A 24,894-nucleotide genomic window follows, 5' to 3' on the forward strand; every position below is an offset into this window, starting at 1 on the left:
AATAAACGATTTAACAGATCAACAATTAAACATATATTATCTAGCTACACGTCCTGAAGCGTCTCCACCCATTAGTTTATTTACCTCTGCAACAGTTACTAAGTTTGCATCACCTTTAATTGTGTGTTTTAAACAAGATGCTGCTACTGCAAAATCTAATGCATTTTGGTCGTTATCTGGGTACGTTAATAATCCGTAGATTAAACCTCCCATAAAAGAATCTCCACCACCTACTCTATCTACGATATCTGTAATTTGGTATTGACGTGTTTGGAATAATGTTTTTCCATCATATAAAACTCCAGCCCATGTGTTATGAGATGCAGAAATAGAACCTCTTAAAGTAGTAATAACCTTTTTAGCTCTTGGGAATTTTTTCATCATTTGCTCACATACAGATAAGAACGCCTCTGCTTTTACATTGTGTCCTTCTGTTTGCACAGAAATTCCTTCTGGTTTAATTCCAAAGTGCATTTCTGCATCTTCTTCGTTTCCTAAAACAACATCACAGTAAGATGTTAATTCTGTCATTACAGCTTCTCTGTGAGCAGCGTCACAATATGTCCATAATTTTGCACGGTAATTTAAATCTGTAGAGATTTTAACACCTAATTTGCTAGCAGCTTTAACAGCTTCTAAACAAACATCTGCAGCGCCTTGAGAAATTGCAGGTGTAATACCTGTCCAGTGAAACCATTCTGCTCCAGCGAAAACCTCTTCCCAGTTAATCATTCCAGATTCGATTTCTGCAATTGCAGAGTGCGCACGGTCATAAACTACTTTAGACCCTCTAGATACAGCGCCTGTTTCTAAGAAATAGATTCCTAAGCGGTCTCCACCGTAAACAATTTTGTCTACACCAACACCTCTTTTACGCATTTCCATCATAGCACACTCACCAATATCGTTTTTTGGTAAACGTGTTACGAAATCTACATCAATACCATAATTTGCTAATGATACTGCTACGTTTGATTCTCCTCCTCCATAAATAGCATCAAAACTATTTGCTTGCGAAAATCTTAAAAATCCTTGTGGAGCCAATCTTAACATGATTTCTCCGAATGTTACTACTCTACTCATTCTGTTTATAGTTAATTTAATTAAGTTAAAGTTTGAAATCGACAGTGGCTTTTATTACACCTGTTTCTGGTTTTAACCAACTGTCAAAGTTTGCAATCATTTCTGTATAAGGCACATTGTGCGTAATAAACGATTCTGTTGGAAATTGATCTAACACACTAATTACATGCTCAAAATCTTCTGTAGTTGCGTTTCTACTGCACATTAATGTCATCTCTTTGGCGTGTACCTTTGGGTGTGTGTATGTAAGCTCTCCTTTAGACAAGCCAACTAATACAAAACGTCCTCCATGAGACATATAATCTGGACATGCCTCTAATGCATATTTATTTCCTGACGCATCAAAAACAGCAGTACATAAATCGCCATTAGTAATTTTTTCTATGTCGCTAGCAGCGTTTTCACCTGCCTTTACAATATAGTCTACACCTATTTTTTCTTTGGCATATTCTAAGCGTTGCTCGTTCATATCTATAGCTATTACTTTAGCTCCTGCAATTTGAGCTAATTTCATAATACCTATACCTATTGGCCCACAACCAACAACAGCAACAATTTCACCAGGTTTAATATCTGCTCTACGAACTGCATGTGCACCAATTGCTAAGGGCTCTACAATAGCCATTTCATCGTCGCTTAAATTATTGGCAGGTAATAAAATATCTGCAGGTACAGTAATTTGCTCTTGCATACCACCATCTCCATGAACACCCAACACTGTAATATTTGTGCAACAGTTTGTTTTTCCATTTCTACAAGCTATACATTTGCCACAACTTATATAAGGCATTATAACAACTTTATCGCCAGCTTTAATTCCTCTTGCATTCTCTCCTATTTCTAAAACTTCGGAAGCTAACTCGTGACCTAATATTCTTGGGTAGGTAAAAAATGCTTGATTTCCTCCATAAGCATGCAAATCTGTACCACAAATCCCTACCTTGTTTATTTGTAATAAGGCTTCATTTTCTTTTCTAACAGGTGCCTCTTTTTCTTTTAATAAAAACTCACCTGGCTTTTCGCAGACAATGTACTTCATTTATGTATTATATTTTAGTTTAGCTGACTGTTTAAACAAACTGTTCAAACGATTGAACAATTTATTCAAAAAATAAAGAATTTTAAAAAATCCTTTACAATAAAACACCAAAAAAAAACGTTAAAAACCCTATGATTGCTAATAAAAATCATAAAAGTGTAACGCGGTAAAGTTTTGGCATTTTCAACAAAAAGAACTATTTTTGTTCAATCGTTGTAACAAATGTATTAAAAAATTGGCTAATAAAAAAAAAACGACCATAAAAGATATTGCTAATGTGTTAGGAATTACTCCTTCAGCTGTATCTAAAGCGTTAAACAACCACCCAAGAATAAGCGAAAAAACAAAGGCCGATGTTATTCAGGTTGCAGAGAATTTAAATTATCAACCAAATCATCTTGCTAGTGCATTAAGAAAAGGTAAAAGTAATCTTGTTGGTGTAATAATTCCTCGAGCAAATAGCCACTTCTTCTCTTCTATTATAGAAAAAATGGAAGACGTTTTAAATAAAGAAGGATACAATGTTATTATCTCCCAATCTAACGAATCTTACAAAAAAGAGTGTCGAAGTATTGACGCCTTACTTTACACCCAAGTTGATGGTATTATTGCTTCTATGGCAAACGAGACCATTAAATTAAATTATTACGAAAAAATTAAATCTCAAAACATACCTCTTATTCTTTTTGATAGAGGTGAAAACGATTTAAATGTTGATTATATTGGTATTGACGATTATAAAAGTAGCCAGATTGTTATAGAACATCTTGTACAACAAGGCTGCAAACGCATAGCACATATAGGCGGTTTTAGCCATACTAGAATTTACAAAAACAGAATACGAGGCTATAGAGACTCTCTTAAAAAATTCGATCTGCCTATTGAAGACGACTTAATTACAGAAAGCAACTTGAGAATAGAAGATGGCAGACGTATTATGAAGCAACTTCTAGAACTTCCCAATAGACCAGATGCTGTATATGCTGCTAGCGATTACGCTGCTCTTGGCGCTTTACAAACCATGCAAAGCATGAATATAAATGTACCTAACGAAATTGCATTGGTTGGTTTTAGCAACGAATCTTTTACATCTTTAGTAACACCTTCTATATCTTCTATAGAGCAACACAGCAGTAAAATTGGAGAATTAACTGCTAAAACATTCTTAAAGCGCATTAACAATCCAAACGAAAAAGTGTCACTAAATAAGATGATTCTTGATGCAGAACTTATAGTAAGAGACTCGTCTAAACGAAAATAAACTTATACGTTTTTCATTTCCATATTTGATAGAAAAAAGAAAGAGTGTACACCTGGTACACTCAAACTAACTCAAAAAATTAACTGAAAAAACTATCTTATATATTGTTATGTTGCTTTATTTAATTTTAAATACTTTTAATAATAAACAATTTTAGTTTTGTTAAAAAAACTCGCATTGTTCTCCATAGCAAATTTCAGTGTTTTATAAAGAAAACCTTGTCTTATTTGTTTAAATAAACACAACAAATGGTTATATATATTTTTTTTTGAAGTATTTAACATACAGCCCCTAAAAATTAATTAACATTAATTTTTCTATATTTTTTTTGATAAACCAAAGGAGAACAACCCATTAACTTTTTAAATTGCTTATAAAAAAAGGGAAGACTCTCGTATCCTGATAGAAATGCTACTTCAGAGACTCTTTTATCAGATTCTATTAAAAACTTACAGGCTAAGTTTATTTTATACTCATTTAAAAAAAAGAAAAAGGTTTTATTAAAAGTCTTTTTAAAGAACCTACAAAAAGGCTCCTCGCCCATTGAAACCAAACTTGCAACCTCGCTTAATTTAATAGGACGATGATAATTTTCTTTTACAAAATTATGCACCTTGTTAATACGCTCGTTAGATTTACTTGTTAGTTTAGACGTAAACCCTACACCAGATAAATATTTTTTATTTTTAGATTCTGATAAAATTTTTAAAACACGTAAAAAAGTTAATATTTTATCAAAAGGCTCCTGTTTTAGCATAGCTACCAATAAAGGCGCTACTTTTTTTACCGTTACAGTTTCAAATTGAACACCACGAGAGGCAGACCACAACAACCTAGCTATACCTGCAAACTCGGGGTTATTTAACCAACCAGCACCCATAACATCATCTCCCCACTGCACTACAATAGACTGAGACTTCTCCTTATTATCTTCTGTGTTTTTCCAGCAATGAGGCAAATTCTCACCAATTAACACTAAATCTTCAGCCTCAAACTCCATAACACTATCGCCAACATAACGCATCCCTCCACTTTTAACAATAAAGGTTAATTCGAATTCTGGATGAAAATGCCAAGGCGCATCAAATTCATCTTCTTTGAATTCAAAAATTTTAAATGAGTTTTGTGGCGGACTACTAATTTTTTCTAACTGCGCTTTCATAGTGTTTAACTTGAAACCCAAATATAATCTATTTTATATCAGAATATATTTAAATTAAATATTTAAGTCAAAATAGAGTATTATTTGAACGTTATAGAATAATTATATGGCGTTCTAAATTTTTATTTTTGTATGCTAAAGCACAATTCAAAACTAATTTTTTACATATGTCTTTAAAATGTAGAGCAGCAATTGCCAAAGGAGATGGTTCTTTTACTATCGAAGAAATTATTGTAAAACCACCAAAAAAAGATGAGGTTTTAGTAAAAATGAAAGCCTCTGGATTATGCCACACAGATCATGATTCTCTTACTTGGGGTATGCCTATTGTTTTAGGACACGAAGGCTCTGGAATTGTTGAAGCAATTGGTGAAGAAGTAGAAAACATAAACGTTGGCGACGAGGTTATTTTAAACTGGGCAACACCTTGTTATACCTGTTTTCAATGCCAAGAAGGCAACCAGCATATTTGCGAAAAAAACTCGCCAGTTATTGCCAACCATGCAGGAAAACTTCCTGGAGGGCATGTTGCTATTGAAGGCACAACTTGGAAAGGTGAACCTATTGAACGGTCTTTTAATATTGGAACTTTATCTGAGTATAGCTTAGTACGCGCTTCTGCTGTGGTAAAAAAACAAAGTAAAAAGTTATCTTTTGAATCTGCTTCTATTGTATGCTGTGGTGTTATGACCGGATGTGGTTCTGTTTTTAACACTGCAAAAGTAACCTTAGGCAGTTCTGTTGTTGTATTAGGTACTGGCGGAGTTGGCCTAAACGTTATTCAGGCTGCAAGAATATCTGGCGCTGCTAAAATTATTGCTGTAGACATTAACGAAAACCGTTTAGAAATGGCTAAAAAGTTTGGAGCTACTAATGTTATTTTGGCAGATAGAGAAGATAAAGGCTTAAACAACGCTGCTAAAATAGTAAAGAGTATGACCGAAGGAAGAGGTGCAGATTACGCTTTTGAATGCACTGCTGTTCCTGCTTTAGGAGTTGCACCGTTAGCCATGGTACGTAACGCAGGCACTGCGGTACAAGTAAGCGGTATTGAAGAAGAAATTACGGTAGACATGCGACTTTTTGAATGGGACAAAAAATACATAAATCCATTATACGGTGCTGCAAGACCAGATATAGATTTTCCTAAACTTGAAGCTTTATACGACAAGGGAGAATTAATGCTAGACGAAATGATAACCAACACCTATTCGCTAGATAATTTACAACAAGCTTTTGATGATATGCTGTCTGGCAAAAACGCTAAAGGTGTAATTACTTTCGAATAAAACACAAAACCAACTTAAAAACTTCCAACAAGACAATAATCAATTTTCATTATGAAAAAATATATACTTATTCTTACGCTAACTTTTTCATTTCATTTCTTATTTGCTCAAAGCAGAACTGTTGACTTGTTAGAACACTGGAAATTTACTCAATATGATTACGGAGCAGCCTTTCAAGAAAATTTTGATACTACCGATTGGGATAATGTAAACGTACCTCATGACTGGGCTGCAGAAGGGGATTTTGATTTCTCCAATGATGTACAACTAACCATGGTAATACAAGACGGTGAATCTAAACCAAAATATCGTACCGGTAGATCTGGCGCTCTACCTTATACCGGTGTTGGATGGTATAGAACGCATTTTGATATTCAAGACACCTCTAAAATTTATGAATTGCTTTTTGATGGCGCCATGAGCCATGCAAAAGTATATGTAAACGGAAAATATATAGGCCAAAGACCTAATGGATATATTTCATTCTTTTTTGATATTAGTTCATATCTAAAAAAGGGAAATAATGTTGTTGCAGTTCGGTTAGAGAACTTTAATAGTCAATCGCGTTGGTACCCTGGCGCTGGGTTATACAGAAAGGTCTCTTTAATTAAAAAAAATCAAAATCATATTCCTACTTGGGGAACCTTTGTAACAACACCAGTAATTACAAAAAAAACAGCTCAAGTAAATGCCCAAGTTAAAATAGCAGGCAAAGGTATTTTAACACTAAAAAACGAAATTATTGACGCCAATGGCGCTGTTATAGCTTCTTCAAATAAAGAAATTAATGCTTCAACAACAAATATAAACAACACTACATTAGAAATAAAAAAACCAAAAATATGGGATATCGAAACCCCTAATTTATATCAACTAAAAACCTCTTTAATTTCTAAAGGACAAGTGGTAGACGAAACGATTACTAACTTTGGAATTAGAAAATTAAAATATACTGTTGATGGATTTTATTTAAATAATAAAAAAGTGCGTTTTAAAGGTGTTAACATGCATCATGATTTAGGACCAACCGGAGCTGCCTTTTACCCTAATTTATTTAAAAGACAATTACTAAAATTAAGAGAAATGGGTGTTAACGCCATTCGTTTTTCTCATAATCCGCCAGCGCCTGAAGCCTTAGATTTATGCGACAAACTTGGTTTTTTAGCTATTGATGAAGCCTTTGATGAGTGGCAAATTGGAAAAGTAAAAAATGGATATTCAAAACATTTTGACAAATGGGCTAAAATAGATCTTACTGAAATGATATACAGAGATCGAAATCACCCAAGTATCATTATGTGGAGCATTGGTAATGAAATTCTAGAGCAATACAGAAACGACCCTAACAATATAACGGGTTATTTAAATGATATTGTAAAAAGTGTAGATACTACACGTGCCACAACATGTGGTTTTAATAGCGCCATAAGTGCTCTAAAAAATGGTATGGCTCAAAAAGTAGACGTAGCTGGGTTTAATTACAAACCTGGCTCGTATCATTTATTTCGTAAAAAATACCCAAACTTAAAATTCTATGCTAGCGAAACAGGTGGAACAGTAAGCCTTCGAAACACATACAAATTCCCTGTTGTTTTCGACACATTAAGAGATGCCAAAGGTTTATCTACCAACACAAATACATTTAAAGATGGACATCCTGGAAATTACGAAACAACCAACGTACGTTGGGGATACCCTCCGTTTAAAGAATTTGCTTCTCAAGACTATAACCCATCGGTTTACGGAGAGTTTGTTTGGACTGGTTATGATTATTTAGGAGAGCCATCTCCCTATCACGAAACGAAATCTCGTAGTTCTTATTTTGCACCTATTGATTTTGCAGGATTAGAAAAAGATAAATTTTTCTTATATAAAGCACGTTGGAATCCAAATGAAAACGTATTACATGCTTTCCCTCACTGGTCTAACCCTGCAAAAGCAGGTACGCAGTTTCCAGTTGTTTGCTATACAAATTACGCAAAGGCAGAACTTTTTGTAAACGGAAAAAGCCAAGGTATTAAAACAAAAGAAAAACTAGACCCTGCCTTATTTTTAAACAAAGATTTAACTAAACATGGTTCTGGTGGTGCATCTTTTGAATTAATGAAAGCCTATGCTATTGTTTGGGATTCTATAACTTATAATCCAGGTGAAATAAAAATAGTTGCTTATAGTAAAAAAGGGAAAGCCCAAGAAACACTTATATATAAAACAGCAAAAAAAGCATCAAAAATAGTAATACAGCCTGAGGTTACAGAAATTAAACAAGGAGAAGTTGCTGTATACATTATTTCTGTAGTTGATGAAGATGGAAACTGGCAACCAAACTATGAGAAGTTATTAAATATTGAAGTCTCTGGAGCTGGAGAATTTTTAGCTTCGGCAAGTGGAGACCCTACCAATATGCAAAAACTAATAACTCCAAAAAGAAATTTATACAAAGGCAAACTTGCGGTTTTTGTAAAAGCCACCTCAACAGGAACCATTAATATTAAAGTTAATACTAAAGATTTTACAACTCAAAATCAATCTATAATTATAAAATAATAGTAATGGCTTCAAAATTTAAAACTACAGAGATATCTAATCCCGAATTCGAAAGTAATAATTTACGTTTTATAACTGTAAAGAGTAAAAACTTGAAAGGACGCGGCGATATTTGTGTTTTTGTGCCACCAAATACCAACTTAAAAGATTTACCTATAATTGTTTTAATGCATGGCGTTTATGGTAGTGCTTGGATTTGGCCTCATAAAACAGGCGTACATTTTACTGCATTAAAAATGATGGAAGCTGGATTGATAAAGCCTATGGTTATAGCTATGCCTTCAGACGGACTATGGGGAGATGGTTCTGGTTACATACCTCATCAAACTTTAAATTTTGAAAATTGGATTGTAAACGATGTTATAGATGCTGTAATTGAAAATATTAGTTGTACAAGCAATAACTCTAATCTTTATATCTCTGGATTATCTATGGGAGGTTTTGGCGCTTTACGCTTAGGCATCAAATACGCTAATAAATTTAAAGCCATTTCTGCACATTCTTCTATTACAGATGTAGAACAAATGCCTTTATTTGTTGAAGAGTCTTTGGAAACTTATAAAAAAGGAAATATTGAAGACCAATCTGTGTGGAAAACTATTCAAAATAGAAAAGAAAGCCTACCTTTAATTAGATTTGATTGTGGTAAAAACGACTTACTAATAGAACACAATAGAAAGCTTCATCAGCAATTAAAAGAAGCAAATATAAACCATGTTTATCAAGAATTTGAAGGTGCTCACGAATGGAAATATTGGCAAGAACATATAAAAGATTCGCTACTATTTTTTAACAAAGTATAATAAAAAGCCCTAAAAGAGCCCATTTTACAGTCAGAAATTACAAAAAGCATCAAAACTAAAAATTGATGCTTTTTTTAATAACATATGGTTTTCATGTAACATATGTTCCAAACTTCATACCTAATGGTTATAAACTTTTCTAATAAAAAGCATTGACTTACTTTTATCTTAATTAAAATTATAATTACCCGCTTTTAAAATGAAAAAATCAGTTTTTTACTTCCTTTTTATCTATGTTGCTTTTCAAACAAATATATTAGCTCAAGATAAACCAAACTTCGTTTTTATACTTACCGATGATCAATCTTACGGAATGATGGGGTGTACCGGAAACAATATTGTACAAACGCCAAATATAGACAAACTAGCTAGCGATGGTACTTTATTTACTAACGCACACATTACAAGTGCTATTTGCACACCAAGTAGAATTTCTATCTTACTTAGCCAATACGAAAGAAAACATGCTGTAAACTTTAACTCTGGAACTTCTGTTTCTGATGAAGCTTGGGCAAAATCTTACCCAATGGTAATGAGAGATGCTGGATACTATACTGGATGGGTTGGAAAAAACCATGCCCCAATTGGTAAAGGCGGTTACAACAGTGGCGTTATGGAAAAAAGTTTCGACTATTGGTATGCTGGTCATGGCCATATTAGGTTTTATCCTAAGGATGTACATAAAATATTTAACGATGCCATAGCCAATACACAGGTTGAAGTTATACAAGAAGGTGTTGATGATTTTCTCGATCCTAACGAAAGAAAACTAAAAGGTGCTGTTAAATTTTTAGAAAACAGACCTTCTAACAAACCATTTTTATTATCTATAAACTTTAATTTACCCCATGGAGCTGGTACTGGCTCTATGAAAATGAAAAAAACTGATGACGATATTTACAAAACCTTATATAGAGATAAAAATATTCCGTTACCTGCTAACTATATTGCTAAAAAAGATATAAAAACACCTAAACTACCAGCCAATTTATTGCGCGCAGAAGAAAGACAAGCTGGGTATAGCTATGCAGATACACCAGAAGGTTTTACAGAAAGATACATTAGGCAATTACAAGCCATGACAGGTATAGATCGATTAGTAGGTAACTTAAGAGAAAAACTTAAAAACTTAAAACTAGATAAAAATACAATCATCATTTTCACATCAGATCACGGATTGTTTATGGGAGAGCAAGGTTTAGGCGGAAAAGCCCTTTGCTACGAAAAAACGACACATGTACCTATGATAGTTTTTAATCCAGCAAACAAAAGAAAACAAAGAGGATTAAAAAGTGATGCTTTAGTACAAAGCATTGATATTGCTCCTACAATGGCTGCTCTTGCAGGCGTAAAAGTTCCTGATTCTTTTCAAGGAAAAGATATTTCTAACCTTATTACAAACCCATCGGCAGAAGTTAGAGATTATGTTTATACCGAAAACTTATGGTCTACACAATTTGGAAACCCTAAGATTGAAGCGGTTCAAAACAAAGAATGGAAATATTTAAGGTATTATAAAAACACAACATTTCCTGCTAGTAAAAAAATTAAAGCTGCTAAAGCTTTAGGTATTAAAGAAAATGTAATTCTTTACAGCGTACACGATGTAGATATAGCTATATACCGTGATTTATCAGACTCCTCTTTGGAAGGTGAGCAACCTGTTTACGAAGAGTTGTACAATTTAAAAAATGATCCAGCCGAATTAAACAACCTTGCTAACAACCAAGAGCATAAAAATATTCTTGAAAAACTTCGAGGAGTTTGGAAAACAGAATTAACAAATGCCCGTGGAACAGGAAAACCATCGGTATACAGATACACTAACGACAGTCACCCTAAAGGCGGACACTAAACAACAAACCAAATGAGATTTTATTATTTATTATTAATTGGATTAGTATTTTCTTGCAATCAAGAAAAAACCAAACTTATAGCAGAGAACACTCCTGCTAAAACACATACTAAAAAACCCAACATTATTATAATTCTTACAGATGATCAAGGATGGGCAGATGTTGGATTTAATGGTTGCACAGATATACCAACACCAAATCTAGATAAAATGGCTGCAGAAGGCGTTATATTTTCTAACGGTTATGTATCTCACCCATACTGCAGCCCTTCAAGAGCTGGTATTATGACTGGACGCTATCAAGCACGTTTTGGTCATGATTGTAATATGCCATACAATCATGAAGAAAACGATAATACGGTTGGCACGCCGCTTTCTGAAAAAATGATATCGGAAGCTTTAAAAGAACAAGGCTACACCACTAGTGCTATTGGTAAATGGCACTTAGGAGATCATCCAGATTTATATCCTCCTGCACAAGGTTACGACCATTGGTTTGGTTTTGCTGGTGGCGGAATGAATTACTGGGGAACAGCTAAAGACCAAATACATATGATTTTTAGAAACAACAAACCTGTTCCTGAAAATGAATTAAGCTACCTAACAGACGATTTTACAAACGAGGCCATAGACTACATAGACAAAAATGATGAAAAACCATTTTTTATGTACTTAGCTTATAACGCACCACACTCGCCAGACCATGCTACAGAGCAATATTTAGAACAAACAAAACATATTGAATACGCAGACAGAAGCGTTTATGGTGCTATGGTAAATGGTGTAGATTATGGCGTTGGTAGAATAGACTCTACACTTGTTGCTAAAGGTATTAAAGATAATACAATTGTTGTATTTTTAAGTGATAACGGAGGAAGAAAAGAACATGCCGATAACAGGCCAAACAGAGGCCATAAAGGGATGATTTTTGAAGGAGGCATAAAAGTACCTTTCTTTATTAGATGGCCAGAAGGCATAAAAGCAAACCAAACGTACGATAAACCTATAATATCTTTAGACATCTTCCCTACCCTACTAAATGCTGCCGGAGGAGACGCATCAAAAGAAACGCAACTAGAAGGTAAAGATTTATTACCTTATATAAAAAACGAAAACCCAAATAAGCCTCACGATGTATTATTTTGGAGATCTGTTGGTGGTTTTGAATATGCGGTTAGAAAAGGAAAATACAAACTATACAAAAGTGCCTATAAAAATAAACTAATGCTTTTTGATTTAGAAAAAGATAGTTTTGAAAGACACGATATAGCAGATAATAATCCTGAAATTATAGACATGCTAAATAAAACTTATAAAGAATGGGATGCTAAAAACATGGATCCGCAATGGTTTGATCCACACGGAAAAAACGTTATTAAAGAAGAAAAGAAACTGCAAGATGCTAGAAGAAACTCTTTAAATCCGAAGTTAAAAAAGTAACCCTAAAGCTGTCAACTAAAAAAAATCCCATTATAAATTTTAATGGGATTTTTTTAGTTTTACTTTTTAAGCTTCCATACTCTAAAATATTTTACATGATATTCGCCATTTAACCTATTATTGTCTGGCAAAGCACCAAACCACTTATTAGATTCACAATTAAAATTAACCTCTAAAGGTTGATGCCAATGCGTATTTTTTGCTTCTCTAAAAAGAACGCCATCTATATAAAATCTAATAAATTCTGGAGTCCACTCTAAACCCCAAGTATGGTAACCAGCTTGCAACTCTTCTGGAAAATAATATTTTTTAGTTCTAGAAAAGTGTTTTTTAACATCACCTTTATCTTTAGGAGCTTTAAACACATGAATATTAGAGTTTAAATCGTGTTTATTATAAGGCACACCTGGAGCGTTTTCGCAAATATCAATTTCTGTCCACCAATCTCTAGACACATTTGTCATCCAAAAACCAGAAACCCATGGCGCATCCATTAACTTTAGTTCTGCTTCAAAATAACCATAAAGAAACTTTTGTTTGCTTTTAATAAAACCAGTGCTATGTGTAAATTTTTCTGGCAAATTTTCTTTACCATGTTTATTAACACGAATTACCAGTTCGCCATTTTCTAAACTTACATTAGAACCATGAAAATATGTTGGAGGTCTTCCTTTCCATTTTGGATTATTTGGATACCATAATACTTCATTCAATTCTTTTTTATCAAACTCGTCTGAAGCAGCCTTATTCAACTTCCATTTCTCTTTGTTTTTTTGGTCAGATAAAGGCAATTTATTATTTAACCTTTTAGGTCGTTTTACTAAACTTACAGAATCTACATATTTTTTTGGTGGAATTGTTAAATCTTGAGAATAACTACTAAGCGACATGAGCGCAATGGTAATAGAAAAGATATATTTCATTTTTGTAATTTTATTTCAGTAAATCTATTCAAACTCTAAATAAAGGAACAGTACTATTGTCTCATAATTTAAATCAAATGTGTTTGTTCATGATAATTTATACGTTATAACAGATAAAAACGAATCTATAAATGTAAAAATTAGCTTCTATATTGTACATCTCTATTTTTTCACTTTATAGTTATGACGAGCCTAATTATTTTATTACTATGCATTATTTTATTAATTGTAGCTATAACAGTTTTTAAAATTCATCCTATTCCAGTACTTTTAATTTCTGGACTAATTTTAGGATTATCTATAGGCTTATCTGTAGAAAAAGTTACCGAAAGTCTTTTAAATGGTTTTGGAAACACCCTAAAATGGATTGGCTTAATTATATTATTTGGCACTCTTTTAGGCGAAATTCTGTCTGATACTGGTGGTGCAGATATAATAGCAGATAGTATTATAAAACTATTTGGTATTAAACGACTACCTCTAAGTATGGCAGTAATTGGTTTTCTGGTAGGTATTCCTGTTTTTGTAGATGTTGCTTATTTAACACTTTTACCAACCATTATGGTATTATCAAAAAAATCTGGACATTCGGTATTGGTGTTAGGGTTATCTTTAGCTATGAGTTTAACTGTGGCTCATGCCCTTATACCCCCAACGCCCGGGCCTTTAATTGTTGCTTCCATGTTAGAAATTAAAGACATAGGACGCATTATACCTACAAACATACTTGTAGCCATTGCTGCCATAACTGGTGGTTTTATTTGGATAAAATGGAATACTAAAAAACTAACAGTAAAAATTACTACAAACAAAACCAACATCTTAGAAAAGAAAAGCATTACGGGTTATAAAAAGATTTTACCCTTTTTAGCTTTGCTTATGCCTATTTTTTTAATGTCTATTGGCTCGGTGTTTTCTCAAGGAGGTGCGGTAATTCAATTTATAAAAAACCCAATTTGGGCCTTGTTAATTGGCGTTGCCTTTTCTTTACCTTTAATTGATAAAAAGGATTTTTCTAAAAAGTTAAATAATTTTTTTCATAGTGCAGGCTCAAAGTCTGCTACAGTTATTTTAATAACAGGCACCGGTGGAGCTTTTGGACAAGTTATTAAAGACTCTAACATTGTTAGCTCTTTATTTTCTGACCCCACAGGTATTTCTACAACAGGTATATTAATACCTTTTGCTCTAAGCTTTTTATTTACAACAGTAACAGGATCTATTACCGTGTCTTTAATTACGACAGCATCAATAGTTGCGCCTTTAATTACTAACGGAACATTACCTCCAGAAATTACAGCAGCAGCTATTGGGGCAGGCTCTTTAGGTATTATACATGTAAACAGCAGTTTTTTCTGGCTATTTAAAGAAGCTCACGGTTTTTCTACCTCTCGAATTTTAAAATCTTTTAGCATGCTTTCTGGAATTGTTGCCTTAAGCGGTGGGTTAATGGCAATACTATTATACATGCTTTAAAACATATAAACAATTATTTTTTTAACTAAACACAAAAAAATTATCATAAAAATCATATATTGCTATTAACTAACTATTATGTTTAGTTTTTTAAACAACACATAAACTGCTTATATTCAGATAATTAAAGCGATTTCTTTAATTTAAATATTAGTTTATGGTATAAATTGTTTTAAAAACAGAACATTATTACATTAACTTATTTGTCTTTAATACCAGAGATAAATATGTTTAACAATAACAACTAACGCTAAATAAACTAAAAGTATGCAAACCAATTATTCATTAAAAACCTAAGCCCATAATTTACTAATATCAGGGCATTTTAGTTATTAAAAAATCAATCTTAAATAATTAAAATAAGTAAACCCTACATTTCATTTTTACTTTTCTATTGTACATTAATTCAAACCACAGAATTATACAATGGAATATTCTAGCTTATATGCTTATATATTTTTTAATTAAAACTATATACTGCATTATAATTGAGCCATTAATAATAGTTATATTTTGAAAGTAGTTAAAAAAAACAATGTTTCTTTAGACCATTATAAAAAGCTATTCGATACTTTTTATACCTCGCTCTGTGTGTTTTCTAACAAATACACTAATAATATTGAAATATCTAAAGATATTGTGCAAGAGGTATTTATTAAAATATGGAAAGAGCAAATAATACTAAAAGACGATTTTAATGTTAAAGGTTATTTATACACTATAGTAAAAAATAAATCTTTAGATTATTTAAAAAGTAAAGAATATAAAAACCACGTAAAAGTTAATAACGATATTAATTTAAGTCTTTTAACTTCGCAAACTTATTTTGAAAAACACGTATTAATAGAAGAAACATCTAGACTTGTAAACCAAGCTGTTAATACACTGCCATATAAATGTAAACGCATTATACATTTAAGCTTAAAGGGGTTAGGCAATAAACAAATATCTGAAGAACTATCAATATCCCTTAACACTGTAAAAACACAAAAGCGTATTGCTTACCAAAAGCTACGTCCGTTATTAAAAAGTGCTTATCTACTGGTACTCAATTTGTTTTTTTAAAAATCAAAATAACAAATACGCAATTAACGCTCTCTTTTTTTATCATAATAGCAAAAAAATAACATTTTTTTTAACCCCTATTTAATTTTTAATCGTAATTAATATATAGTACACAAAACCAGTGTACGTTGCTATCGAAATATGCGAACCATAAAAGACCTAATAAAACTATCCAAATCCATAGCTTCTAGCTTACTAGACAAGCAAGATGTTAATACTTCTGAAGTTAATAATTTATTCTCTACTGAAGACACTGAGGATATATTGGAGCATCTATTAAATCCTACTAAAAAAAAGGAACGCGAAAGTTTAGTTAGACATATTAACGAAACTAAAAATGAAGATTGGGCCATGCTAAAGTCCAAAACAACGTACAAAAGGAACAAATATCAATTTAAGTTTACCCCTTATAAAGTTGCAGTTGTTTTATTCATCTGTTTAGGCATCTCTTACTTTTATATAGAAAAAAGCAATTATAATAAAGCACTACAAGAAAATAATAGTGTTGCTAATCCTAACAAAATAGACGCTATTATATTAGAGCTTGACAATGGCAATAAACAAATAATAGCAAGTAACGATACTAAAAATATTATAAACAAAAACGGAAAACTAGTTGGTTTTCAAAACGGTACTAAAATAAATTACGCCAACACAAAAACTAACAAAAAAACAGAAGAGCTCGTTTACAATAAGTTAACAATACCCTACGGAAAAACATTTCAAGTAGTACTCTCAGATGGATCTACCGTACACCTCAACGCTGGAAGTTCTTTACGTTATCCTGTAAATTTTATAGAAGGAAAAAATAGACTCGTATTTTTAAAAGGTGAAGCTTATTTCGATATTAAAAAAAATAAAAAGCAGCCTTTTATTGTTAATACCGACGACATGCAAATAAAAGTTCTTGGTACAAAGTTTAATGTATCTTCTTACCCAGAAGACTACAATATAAATACGGTACTAGTTGAAGGCTCTGTAGCTATAAACTCTATTAATAAAAATTTTAAAACTGAAAACACAATACTTGTACCTGGCCAAAAAGCAAGATGGAAAAAAGAAAATGGCGATATTAAGGTGAGAAAAGTAAATACATCTTTACATACCGCTTGGATAGATGGTAAAATTGTTTTTAAACACATGCGTTTTAAAAACATACTAAAAAAACTAGAAAGACATTACAACATATCTATTACCAATAACAATAAAAAACTATCGGAGGAAAGCTTTACTGCCAGCTTCGATATAGAATCTATAGACCAAGTTTTAAATTCTTTTAACAAGAATTTTAAATTTGATTACACCATTAATGCTAACCACATTATTATAAACTAAACTATTAACTAAAACTAACAACAATGATGACAAAGACATGAAGACTTACCTAAACTAACTAAAAAAATCGGAAAATGCTGCAACATTCCCCGATTAGCTTTACAAGCAATTTAAAAAATTAAATCACTAAAATCATTACAAAAGTATGAAATTTCAAATTATGCTAGGGAATGCTATACCCTACAAATTTAAGTTCGATTTAAAAATGAAACTAACTGTCTATTTATTTTTAATATCTCTTTTTCAAATACATGCTAATTCTTATTCTCAAAACGCTAAAATTAGCTTAGAATTAAAAAATGTAAGTATTGAAAATGTATTACAAACTATTGAGTCCAAATCGGAATTCAAGTTTTTATATAACGATAACCAAGTTGACTATAAAAAACTCGTTTCAGTTAAATTCAAAAAAACCAAAATCTCAAAAATATTAAACACACTATTTTCTGATACTAATATTAATTTCGAAGTGCTAAACAAGCAAATAATATTAGTTTTAGAACCAAAAAACACGAACCCTGCGACTAAAAACCTACAGCAACAAAAAACGTACTCGGGTACAGTTGTTGATGCTTCGGGTATTGGTATTCCTGGGGCTAATATTATTATAAGAGGCTCTACTAAAGGAGCTGTAACAGATTTTGACGGTAACTTTACTATTCAAGCTAGTTCTGGAGATGTACTAGAAATTACTTTTCTTGGCTACGTTACAAAATTAGTAACTTTAGGAAGTCAAACCTCTGTTAATGTAACTCTAGAAGAAGATACTGCCAAATTAGACGAAGTTGTTGTTATTGGCTACGGTACAGCAAAAAAGAGTGATGTAACAGGGTCTGTTTCTCTTATATCTTCTAAAGATTTACTTAAAGCACCTATAACTAAAATAGGCTCAGGTTTACAAGGTAAAGTTTCTGGAGTAAACATTCAACAAACTAGTGGAGCTCCAGGACAAAGTATGAAGATTCGTATTCGTGGAGGAAGTTCCATCAACTATTCTAACAACCCCTTGTATGTTATAGATGGATTCATTGGAGCTGATATATCAACAGTTAACCCTAACGACATTGCAACCATTAACTTTTTAAAAGATGCCTCTGCAACTGCTATTTATGGGTCTAGAGGAGCCAATGGCGTTGTTTTAATAACTACTGTAGCTCCAAAAGAAGGTAAATTAAAAGTTAGTATTGACACTAATGTTGGATTTAGCAATCCAGTAAATTCTTATGATATTTTATCTGCAGCTGAACAAGCAGAGCTTATGAACTTACAAAACATATCTAAAGGTAATTCAGCTTTTTTTACAGATTCTCAAATTGAAACTTTTAGATTAACAGGAGGTACAGATTGGCAAGACTTAGTAACCCGAAGTGGCTTAAGACAGAACTACTCGATAAATGTAACTGGAGGAGGTGAAAATTTAAAATATTTCTTTTCTGCTAACCATTTAGATGAAGAAGGAATCATTAAAAATTCATTTTACAAAAGAACCTCGCTACGTTCAAACATATCTGGTAAAATAGGCAATAAAATTAATTTTAAATTTAACACGTATGGTACACATACAGACTCTCAAGCCAATGGAAGAGGAACAGGAGGTTTAAATAATATTATAGGAGCTGCAGTTACTTTTCCTCAACAATGGGGTTCTAGAGATGAGAATGGAGATTTTCTTCATCCAGACACATATAATGGCTACAATGGTGCTTTTTTAATTGGTAGGTATGCCAACCCAGAGCAAAAAGTATTACAAAACCAAGAAAATGTACGCGATAGAATTTCATCTAATATTGATTTAGACATCAAATTAACAGACAATCTTACGTTAGCTACAACTGCCTCTGGTAGTTTTAACTTTGGCTATAACGGACAAAGAACATTGTTAGAGCCAACTGCTAACGGAAACAGAACCGAACTAGTAGCAGGACAAGATTATATTAGAAACAATAACTGGCTAGCAAACAGCAGATTGACCTATGAAAATGATTTTGGAAATCACAGTTTAAAAGTATCAGGTGTTTACGAGTTCTCAAAAGGCACTAACCGTAACCTTTCCGCAGATGTAAATAACCTTTCTACACTTGCTAACGAGTGGTACCTTTTAAGCAATGGACAACCAACTATAACAAGTTCTGCATATAATATTGGCAAAATACGCTCTTACATGGGACGATTAAATTATAGTTACAAAAACAAATATTTACTTACTGCTTCTATGCGTGCTGACGGTTCTTCTAGGTTTAGTAAAGATACACGATGGGGCTACTTTCCTTCAGCAGCAGTTGCTTGGAAAGCTTCAGAAGAGTCTTTTATTCAAGACATTAGTTGGATAGATAATTTAAAACTTCGTGCCGGATATGGTGAAGTAGGTAATCAAGCTGTAGGAGCATATGCTATTATACCTGCCTTCGATACAACTAATGCTGGTGCACAATATAGATGGTATGCGCTAGACAGTAATATTCCTGTAGAAGGTATTGTTCCTGGCTCTATAGTAGACCCTAATTTAAAATGGGAAACAACAACATCTTATAACGCAGGTCTAGATTTTGGTATTCTAGGTAATAAGGTAACAGGATCTATAGATGTATATTCTAAACAAGCAACCGATGTTATTATAGCTAAGTCAATCGCAAGATATACAGGGCAATCATCAATAACATCAAACTATGCGGCTATTGACAATAACGGTGTTGAAATAGGTCTAAATTGGAAGATTAAATCTACCGATGATTTTAGTTGGACAGCCTATGGTAATTTTACCAAAAATAAAAACAAAGTAAAAGATCTAGATGGTGCCGACGAAATTTTTATTGACAATGAAGAAGCTTTAGGTATTTGGAGCCTTGTTGGAGGTAATAACAAATTTATAGTTAAAAAAGGAGAATCAATGGGGTCTCTTTTTGGCTTAAAAGCAATTGGACTTTGGCAAGAAGACGAAGCTGCTGAAGCTGCAACATACGGTGCTTTTCCAGGAGAAGTAAAATACGAAGACCTTGACCAAAGCGGTGACATAACAGCTGCAGATAGACAAATTGTTGGAAATGCTCAAGCAGATTTCACATATGGCTTAGGAACAAGCATAGCCTATAAAGATTTTGACATTTCTATACAATGTATTGGTTCTGTAGGAAATGACATTTATAACTGGACAGACAACAAACTAGACAATAATATTTTATCTACAGGATATCGAAATAGATGGTCTCCAACAAATACAAGTTCGACTCAACAAATTATGCCTATTCAAACAGATTATTCTAACACTTATTTAGTTGGACAATACGTAGAAGATGGCACATTCTTTAAAATAAGTAATGTTACATTAGGTTATAATCTACCTCAAAAAATTACAGATTCATTAAAAATATCTAGCTTTAGACTATACACTAGTGTCGATAATCTTTTAACTATTACTAACTATTCTGGATTAGATCCTGAAGGATCAAGTACACCTATTAATAGTGATTCTCAAGCAGGTGTAGATGCATTCTCTTACCCATTAGTAAGAACTATATCTGCTGGACTTAAAGTTACATTTTAATAAATAAAAAATATAGAACATGAAACAATTAATTTTAAAAAGCAAAATACTTTTTATAGTTGCCATAGCATTAATGGTTGGTAGCTGTGAGACTTTAGACGAGGGTAGTGATGGGGCTATTGCTGCTGAAACTTTTTATTCAGATGAACAAACCTTAACAGCAGGAGTAGTTGGTCTATATGGATCTCTTCACAGAGCGGTTTGGTCTATGGAACAAATTGCTCACCAAACCGGTGCAGACGATATTACATCTAGAACAACACATTCTAACAAATGGGTAATATGGGAAGCAGATAGGTTTGCCAGAACAGCTGGTAATTCATGGAGAAATAACGATTGGTGGAGAAAATATAAATGCATCCTTGCATGTAATAGCTTTATTCAAAATGCAAATCCTCCAGGTGTAGATGAAACTATTATAAATGATGCTAAAGCAAATGCTTACTTTTTAAGAGCATATTGTTATTTTACTTTAGCAACAACTTTTGGGGATATACCTATGCCTTTGGTTCCTGAACCAGACTTACAAATGTCTAAAACCCCTAAAAGACAAGTATTAGAACAAGTAATTAGTGATTATGAATATGCTATTACTTGGGCTGTAAATGAAAGGGATACCAATGGAGGAACAGTAAATAATGGACGTGTATCGAAAACTGCAGCTAAAGCCCTTTTAGCTAAAACCTATATGATATTAACAGGATACCCATATAATGAAACAGATAAATGGTCGCAAGTTAAAACTTTAACTAATGAGATTATAGACGCAGGTGTTTACTCTCTAATGGATGATTTTGCCCATAATTTCCAAGAGCCTCATCAAATAAACAAAGAAGTTATTTGGGCGCATCTTATGGATAGACGCACATATACAGCATACCAAAATAGATCTTACGGAAACAGATGGGGTAACTGGATGGATGCCTATATGGAATGGACATTTTTTAATAATTTTCCAGAAGGTTACAGAAAAACATTTACAGCCATTGCAGATAATAGTAATAAATACTTTATAGAACATGGTAATCCAATAGTAACAAAATTTACATGGGGAACTGCCAGCGGAACTAACCACCCTAATGCTGTAGATCCTGTTGGACAAACATTTGAGCATGCATGGCAAACCTCCAACGATAGATGCGTAATGCGTTATTCTGAAGTGCTATTAATGAATGCGGAGGCATGTGCTAATCTTGGACCAATATCTCAAGCTGTAGATAATTTAAACTTAGTAAGACGAAGAGGTTACGCACATGGTTTGGATAAACAAGCAGATGTTGGCGCACTTCCAGCTGAATTTTGGAAGACACCCGACCCTAGCATAGACCTTGTTTCGTCAGACAAAGATGTAGTTATTGATGCAATTCTTGCAGAAAGAGGTTGGGAATTTGTTGGCGAAACAGGCGGTAATAGATGGTTGGATTTAGTGCGACACGAAATGGTAGCAGAAGTGACAGAAAACAGAGATCCAAGAGAGCTAACTCTTTTAGGCGATCCTGCAGACAAAGCTAATTGGTGGTCTCCAATTCCAGATACAGAGATTGTACTAAACCCTATTCTTGGAGATTAATTTTTAATAACGCAATAAAACAATTTTAAAAGAGCTGTTCTAATTAAAGAACAGCTCTTTTTATTTTCAAAATAAAAATTACTTAAATTTTCGTAAAAAAATAAAAGACAATTTGCAAACTTTAGGATATTACCACTTAATTTTTAATATTTCGGGTTATATTATAAAAAACATCTATTCGAAATTAAAAACCAATTACCTTAAATTTAAGATAACAGAATCAATATTTTTTGAAAACCCACATTATTCAGAATGAAAAAAGTTAATTTCAATTTCACATTTTTATCCTTACTAAGCCTTATTTTAATTGTACTAAGCTGCGAAGAAGAAAAGAAAGTATATGCAGATATTATATACAAAAAGCCACCACTAGTAAAAATTCCTCCGGTAAACTTTCTTTCTCCAGAAGAAAGTTTAAAAACTATGCATTTACCAGAAGGTTATAAAATGGAACTTGTTGCTAGCGAGCCCATGATTAACGAACCTGTTGCCATGGAATGGGATGCAAACGGAAAACTCTACGTTGCAGAAATGTTAACCTATATGCAAGATGTAGATGGTACAGACGAAAATAAACCTTGGAGTAGAATATCTGTTTTAGAAGACACAAATAATGATGGTAAAATGGATAAAAGCACTGTTTTTATTGACAGTCTAGTGTTACCAAGAATAATTATGCCATTAGACGACAGACTTATTGTTGGAGAAACATACAACAGAGATATGTGGAGTTACCGAGATACCGATGGCGATAATGTTGCAGACGAAAAAATACTACTATTAAAAAGTAATAAAAGAGATAACGCTAATCTAGAGCATCAATCTGCTAGTATTTTATGGGGCTTAGACAACTGGATGTATTTATCTAGAGGCTCTGTAAGATATAAATTTACGCGTGGTAAAATAGAAACAGATACTATGCTTGACGCTCCTGGAGGACAATGGGGATTAACGCAAGACGAAATTGGTCAACCATACTACTCTAGTGCTGGAGGAGAAAATCCTGCATTAGGCTTTCAGCAACATCCTACCTATGGTAATTTAGAATTACAAGGTCAAAAAACAGAAGGTTTTGAAGCTGTATGGCCAATTATTGGCACTCCAGATGTACAAGGAGGTTTAAAACGTTTAAGAGAAGATGGTACATTAAACCATTTTACTGCAAGTTGTGGTCAATCAATATTTTTAGGCGATAAACTCCCTCTTTATGGCGATTTATTTATTCCTGAGCCTGTAGGAAGATTAATAAGGCGTGCAAAAGTAGAACGTATAAACGGTAAAACAGTTTTAAGCAACCCTTACGGAGAAACCGAATTTTTAGCCTCTACAGATTCTAATTTTAGACCAGTAGACACTAAAACTGGCCCAGATGGTTGTTTATATATTGTAGATATGTATAGAGGTATAATTCAAGAAGGTAACTGGACTAGAAAAGGCAGCTTTTTACGCCCTGTTATAGAAAAAATGGGCTTTGACAAGAATATTGGAAAAGGTAGAATTTACAGAATTGTTCACGACGAAATCAAACCAGATAAAAAAGAATCTCTTTTAAATAAATCGCCAAAGCAATTAGTATCTTATTTAGAACACGACAATGGTTGGTATAGAATTAATGCTCAAAAACTAATCATTTTAAAAGGCGATAAATCTATTATTCCTACGCTAACTAAAATTGCTACTGGAGGTAATAAATCGCCACTAGCAAGACTACACGCTTTATGGACTATAGAAGGATTGGATGAAATAAACACAAGCATAATTACAAAAGCACTAAACGATGAAGATGCTAGAGTAAAGCAAGCAGCTTTAAGACTTTCTGAACCTTTTATAAAAAAGAATAATAAGGAGATACTCGATGCTATATCAAATTTAAAAAACGATACAGACATAGACGTAAACCTTCAACTTATACGTACTCTAGGTACTAACAAAACTCCAGAAAACAAAGCCCTTGTAAAAGAAATTATGGAAAAACATCCAACTAACGAGGTCGTTAAAATATCGGGAGAGGCTAGCATAAAAGAAGAACCTCCTGTAATAGAGCAACTAAAGAAAAAGCATGTATTACAAAGCAGTCAAGTAAAACGCGCTATAGTAGAAGGCTACAAAAACTTTAACAGCATTTGTGCTGCCTGCCATGGCAAAGACGGAAAAGGCACAAAAGGTTTAGCGCCTTCTTTGGTTGGGTCTCCTCGTGTAACAGGAAACCAAGATGTTATTACTAAAATATTACTTGATGGTTTAACAGGACCAATTGATGGCAAAGAATACTCTGGTGTTATGGTTGGCATGAAACATCAAGATAACAAATGGATTGCAGATGTTTTAACCTACATAAGAACAGAACTTAATAATGCAAGTCCTATTTTAGAATGGCGCCTTAAAAACATCAGAAATAAAAAGGAAATTAAAGAAAGAGATACCTATTGGACTATAGAAGAATTGTATCCAAAGAAGAAAAAATAAAAGTCTTAGCAATTTTATAATTTTTTAAAAGCCTGTAAT

The 24,894-nt window shown here is 32.9% G+C and carries 16 protein-coding genes; 12 read left to right on the plus strand and 4 right to left on the minus strand.

Annotated features, from left to right (window positions below; translation table 11 throughout):
- Window positions 1-36 precede the first annotated feature (36 nt).
- Complete coding sequence (locus ABD715_RS14330; RefSeq protein ID WP_344788984.1) at window positions 37-1,083, minus strand: PfkB family carbohydrate kinase; 1,047 nt, start codon at window positions 1,081-1,083, stop codon at window positions 37-39.
- 25 nt (window positions 1,084-1,108) lie between these two features.
- Window positions 1,109-2,122 carry a zinc-binding alcohol dehydrogenase family protein gene (locus ABD715_RS14335; RefSeq protein ID WP_344788985.1) on the minus strand — a complete coding sequence of 338 codons (1,014 nt, stop codon included), beginning with the start codon at window positions 2,120-2,122 and terminating at the stop codon, window positions 1,109-1,111.
- Between the two features lie 235 nt (window positions 2,123-2,357).
- Between ABD715_RS14335 and ABD715_RS14340 the strand changes: the two genes are divergently transcribed.
- Window positions 2,358-3,383 carry a LacI family DNA-binding transcriptional regulator gene (locus ABD715_RS14340; protein ID WP_344788987.1) on the plus strand — a complete coding sequence of 342 codons (1,026 nt, stop codon included), beginning with the start codon at window positions 2,358-2,360 and terminating at the stop codon, window positions 3,381-3,383.
- A gap of 298 nt (window positions 3,384-3,681) precedes the next feature.
- Here ABD715_RS14340 and ABD715_RS14345 read toward each other — a convergent pair whose 3' ends face one another.
- Window positions 3,682-4,545, minus strand: a complete 864-nt coding sequence (locus ABD715_RS14345) for an AraC family transcriptional regulator (protein WP_344788988.1) — start codon at window positions 4,543-4,545, stop codon at window positions 3,682-3,684.
- Between the two features lie 167 nt (window positions 4,546-4,712).
- On the opposite strand from ABD715_RS14345, the gene ABD715_RS14350 reads away from it, so the two are divergent.
- From ABD715_RS14350 to ABD715_RS14370, 5 genes are all read left to right on the plus strand, one after another.
- Window positions 4,713-5,834, plus strand: coding sequence for an alcohol dehydrogenase catalytic domain-containing protein (locus ABD715_RS14350; protein WP_344788989.1), 1,122 nt, complete (start codon window positions 4,713-4,715; stop codon window positions 5,832-5,834).
- Window positions 5,835-5,885: 51 nt separating this feature from the next.
- Window positions 5,886-8,381, plus strand: a complete 2,496-nt coding sequence (locus ABD715_RS14355; protein ID WP_344788990.1) for a glycoside hydrolase family 2 TIM barrel-domain containing protein — start codon at window positions 5,886-5,888, stop codon at window positions 8,379-8,381.
- A 5-nt stretch (window positions 8,382-8,386) separates the two neighbouring features.
- A complete protein-coding gene (locus ABD715_RS14360; RefSeq protein WP_344788991.1) occupies window positions 8,387-9,184 on the plus strand; it encodes an alpha/beta hydrolase in 798 nt (265 codons plus the stop codon).
- 199 nt (window positions 9,185-9,383) lie between these two features.
- Window positions 9,384-11,039, plus strand: coding sequence for a sulfatase-like hydrolase/transferase (locus ABD715_RS14365; protein WP_344788993.1), 1,656 nt, complete (start codon window positions 9,384-9,386; stop codon window positions 11,037-11,039).
- A 12-nt stretch (window positions 11,040-11,051) separates the two neighbouring features.
- Window positions 11,052-12,479: a sulfatase-like hydrolase/transferase gene (locus ABD715_RS14370; RefSeq protein ID WP_344788994.1), complete on the plus strand. Its 1,428-nt coding sequence runs from the start codon at window positions 11,052-11,054 to the stop codon at window positions 12,477-12,479.
- Between the two features lie 59 nt (window positions 12,480-12,538).
- On the opposite strand, the gene ABD715_RS14375 is transcribed toward ABD715_RS14370, so the two are convergent.
- Window positions 12,539-13,402 carry a family 16 glycosylhydrolase gene (locus ABD715_RS14375; protein WP_344788995.1) on the minus strand — a complete coding sequence of 288 codons (864 nt, stop codon included), beginning with the start codon at window positions 13,400-13,402 and terminating at the stop codon, window positions 12,539-12,541.
- A gap of 183 nt (window positions 13,403-13,585) precedes the next feature.
- On the opposite strand from ABD715_RS14375, the gene ABD715_RS14380 reads away from it, so the two are divergent.
- The 6 genes from ABD715_RS14380 to ABD715_RS14405 all read left to right on the plus strand — a co-directional run bounded on the left by ABD715_RS14380 (window position 13,586) and on the right by ABD715_RS14405 (window position 24,855).
- The gene (locus ABD715_RS14380; RefSeq protein WP_344788996.1) at window positions 13,586-14,878 is read left to right on the plus strand and encodes a GntP family permease; all 1,293 of its coding nucleotides are present in this window, start codon (window positions 13,586-13,588) and stop codon (window positions 14,876-14,878) included.
- Between the two features lie 513 nt (window positions 14,879-15,391).
- Window positions 15,392-15,943, plus strand: a complete 552-nt coding sequence (locus ABD715_RS14385; RefSeq protein ID WP_344788997.1) for an RNA polymerase sigma-70 factor — start codon at window positions 15,392-15,394, stop codon at window positions 15,941-15,943.
- A 141-nt stretch (window positions 15,944-16,084) separates the two neighbouring features.
- Window positions 16,085-17,278, plus strand: a complete 1,194-nt coding sequence (locus ABD715_RS14390; RefSeq protein WP_344788998.1) for a FecR family protein — start codon at window positions 16,085-16,087, stop codon at window positions 17,276-17,278.
- A gap of 145 nt (window positions 17,279-17,423) precedes the next feature.
- Window positions 17,424-20,819, plus strand: a complete 3,396-nt coding sequence (locus ABD715_RS14395) for a TonB-dependent receptor (protein ID WP_344788999.1) — start codon at window positions 17,424-17,426, stop codon at window positions 20,817-20,819.
- A 19-nt stretch (window positions 20,820-20,838) separates the two neighbouring features.
- Window positions 20,839-22,389 (plus strand): RagB/SusD family nutrient uptake outer membrane protein, encoded by a 1,551-nt coding sequence (locus ABD715_RS14400; RefSeq protein ID WP_344789000.1) that lies wholly within the window; start codon window positions 20,839-20,841, stop codon window positions 22,387-22,389.
- Between the two features lie 252 nt (window positions 22,390-22,641).
- Window positions 22,642-24,855 (plus strand): DUF7133 domain-containing protein, encoded by a 2,214-nt coding sequence (locus tag ABD715_RS14405; protein WP_344789001.1) that lies wholly within the window; start codon window positions 22,642-22,644, stop codon window positions 24,853-24,855.
- Window positions 24,856-24,894: the final 39 nt, after the last annotated feature.

This window comes from Postechiella marina, assembly GCF_039538365.1.
Taxonomy (GTDB): Bacteria; Bacteroidota; Bacteroidia; order Flavobacteriales; family Flavobacteriaceae; genus Postechiella; species Postechiella marina.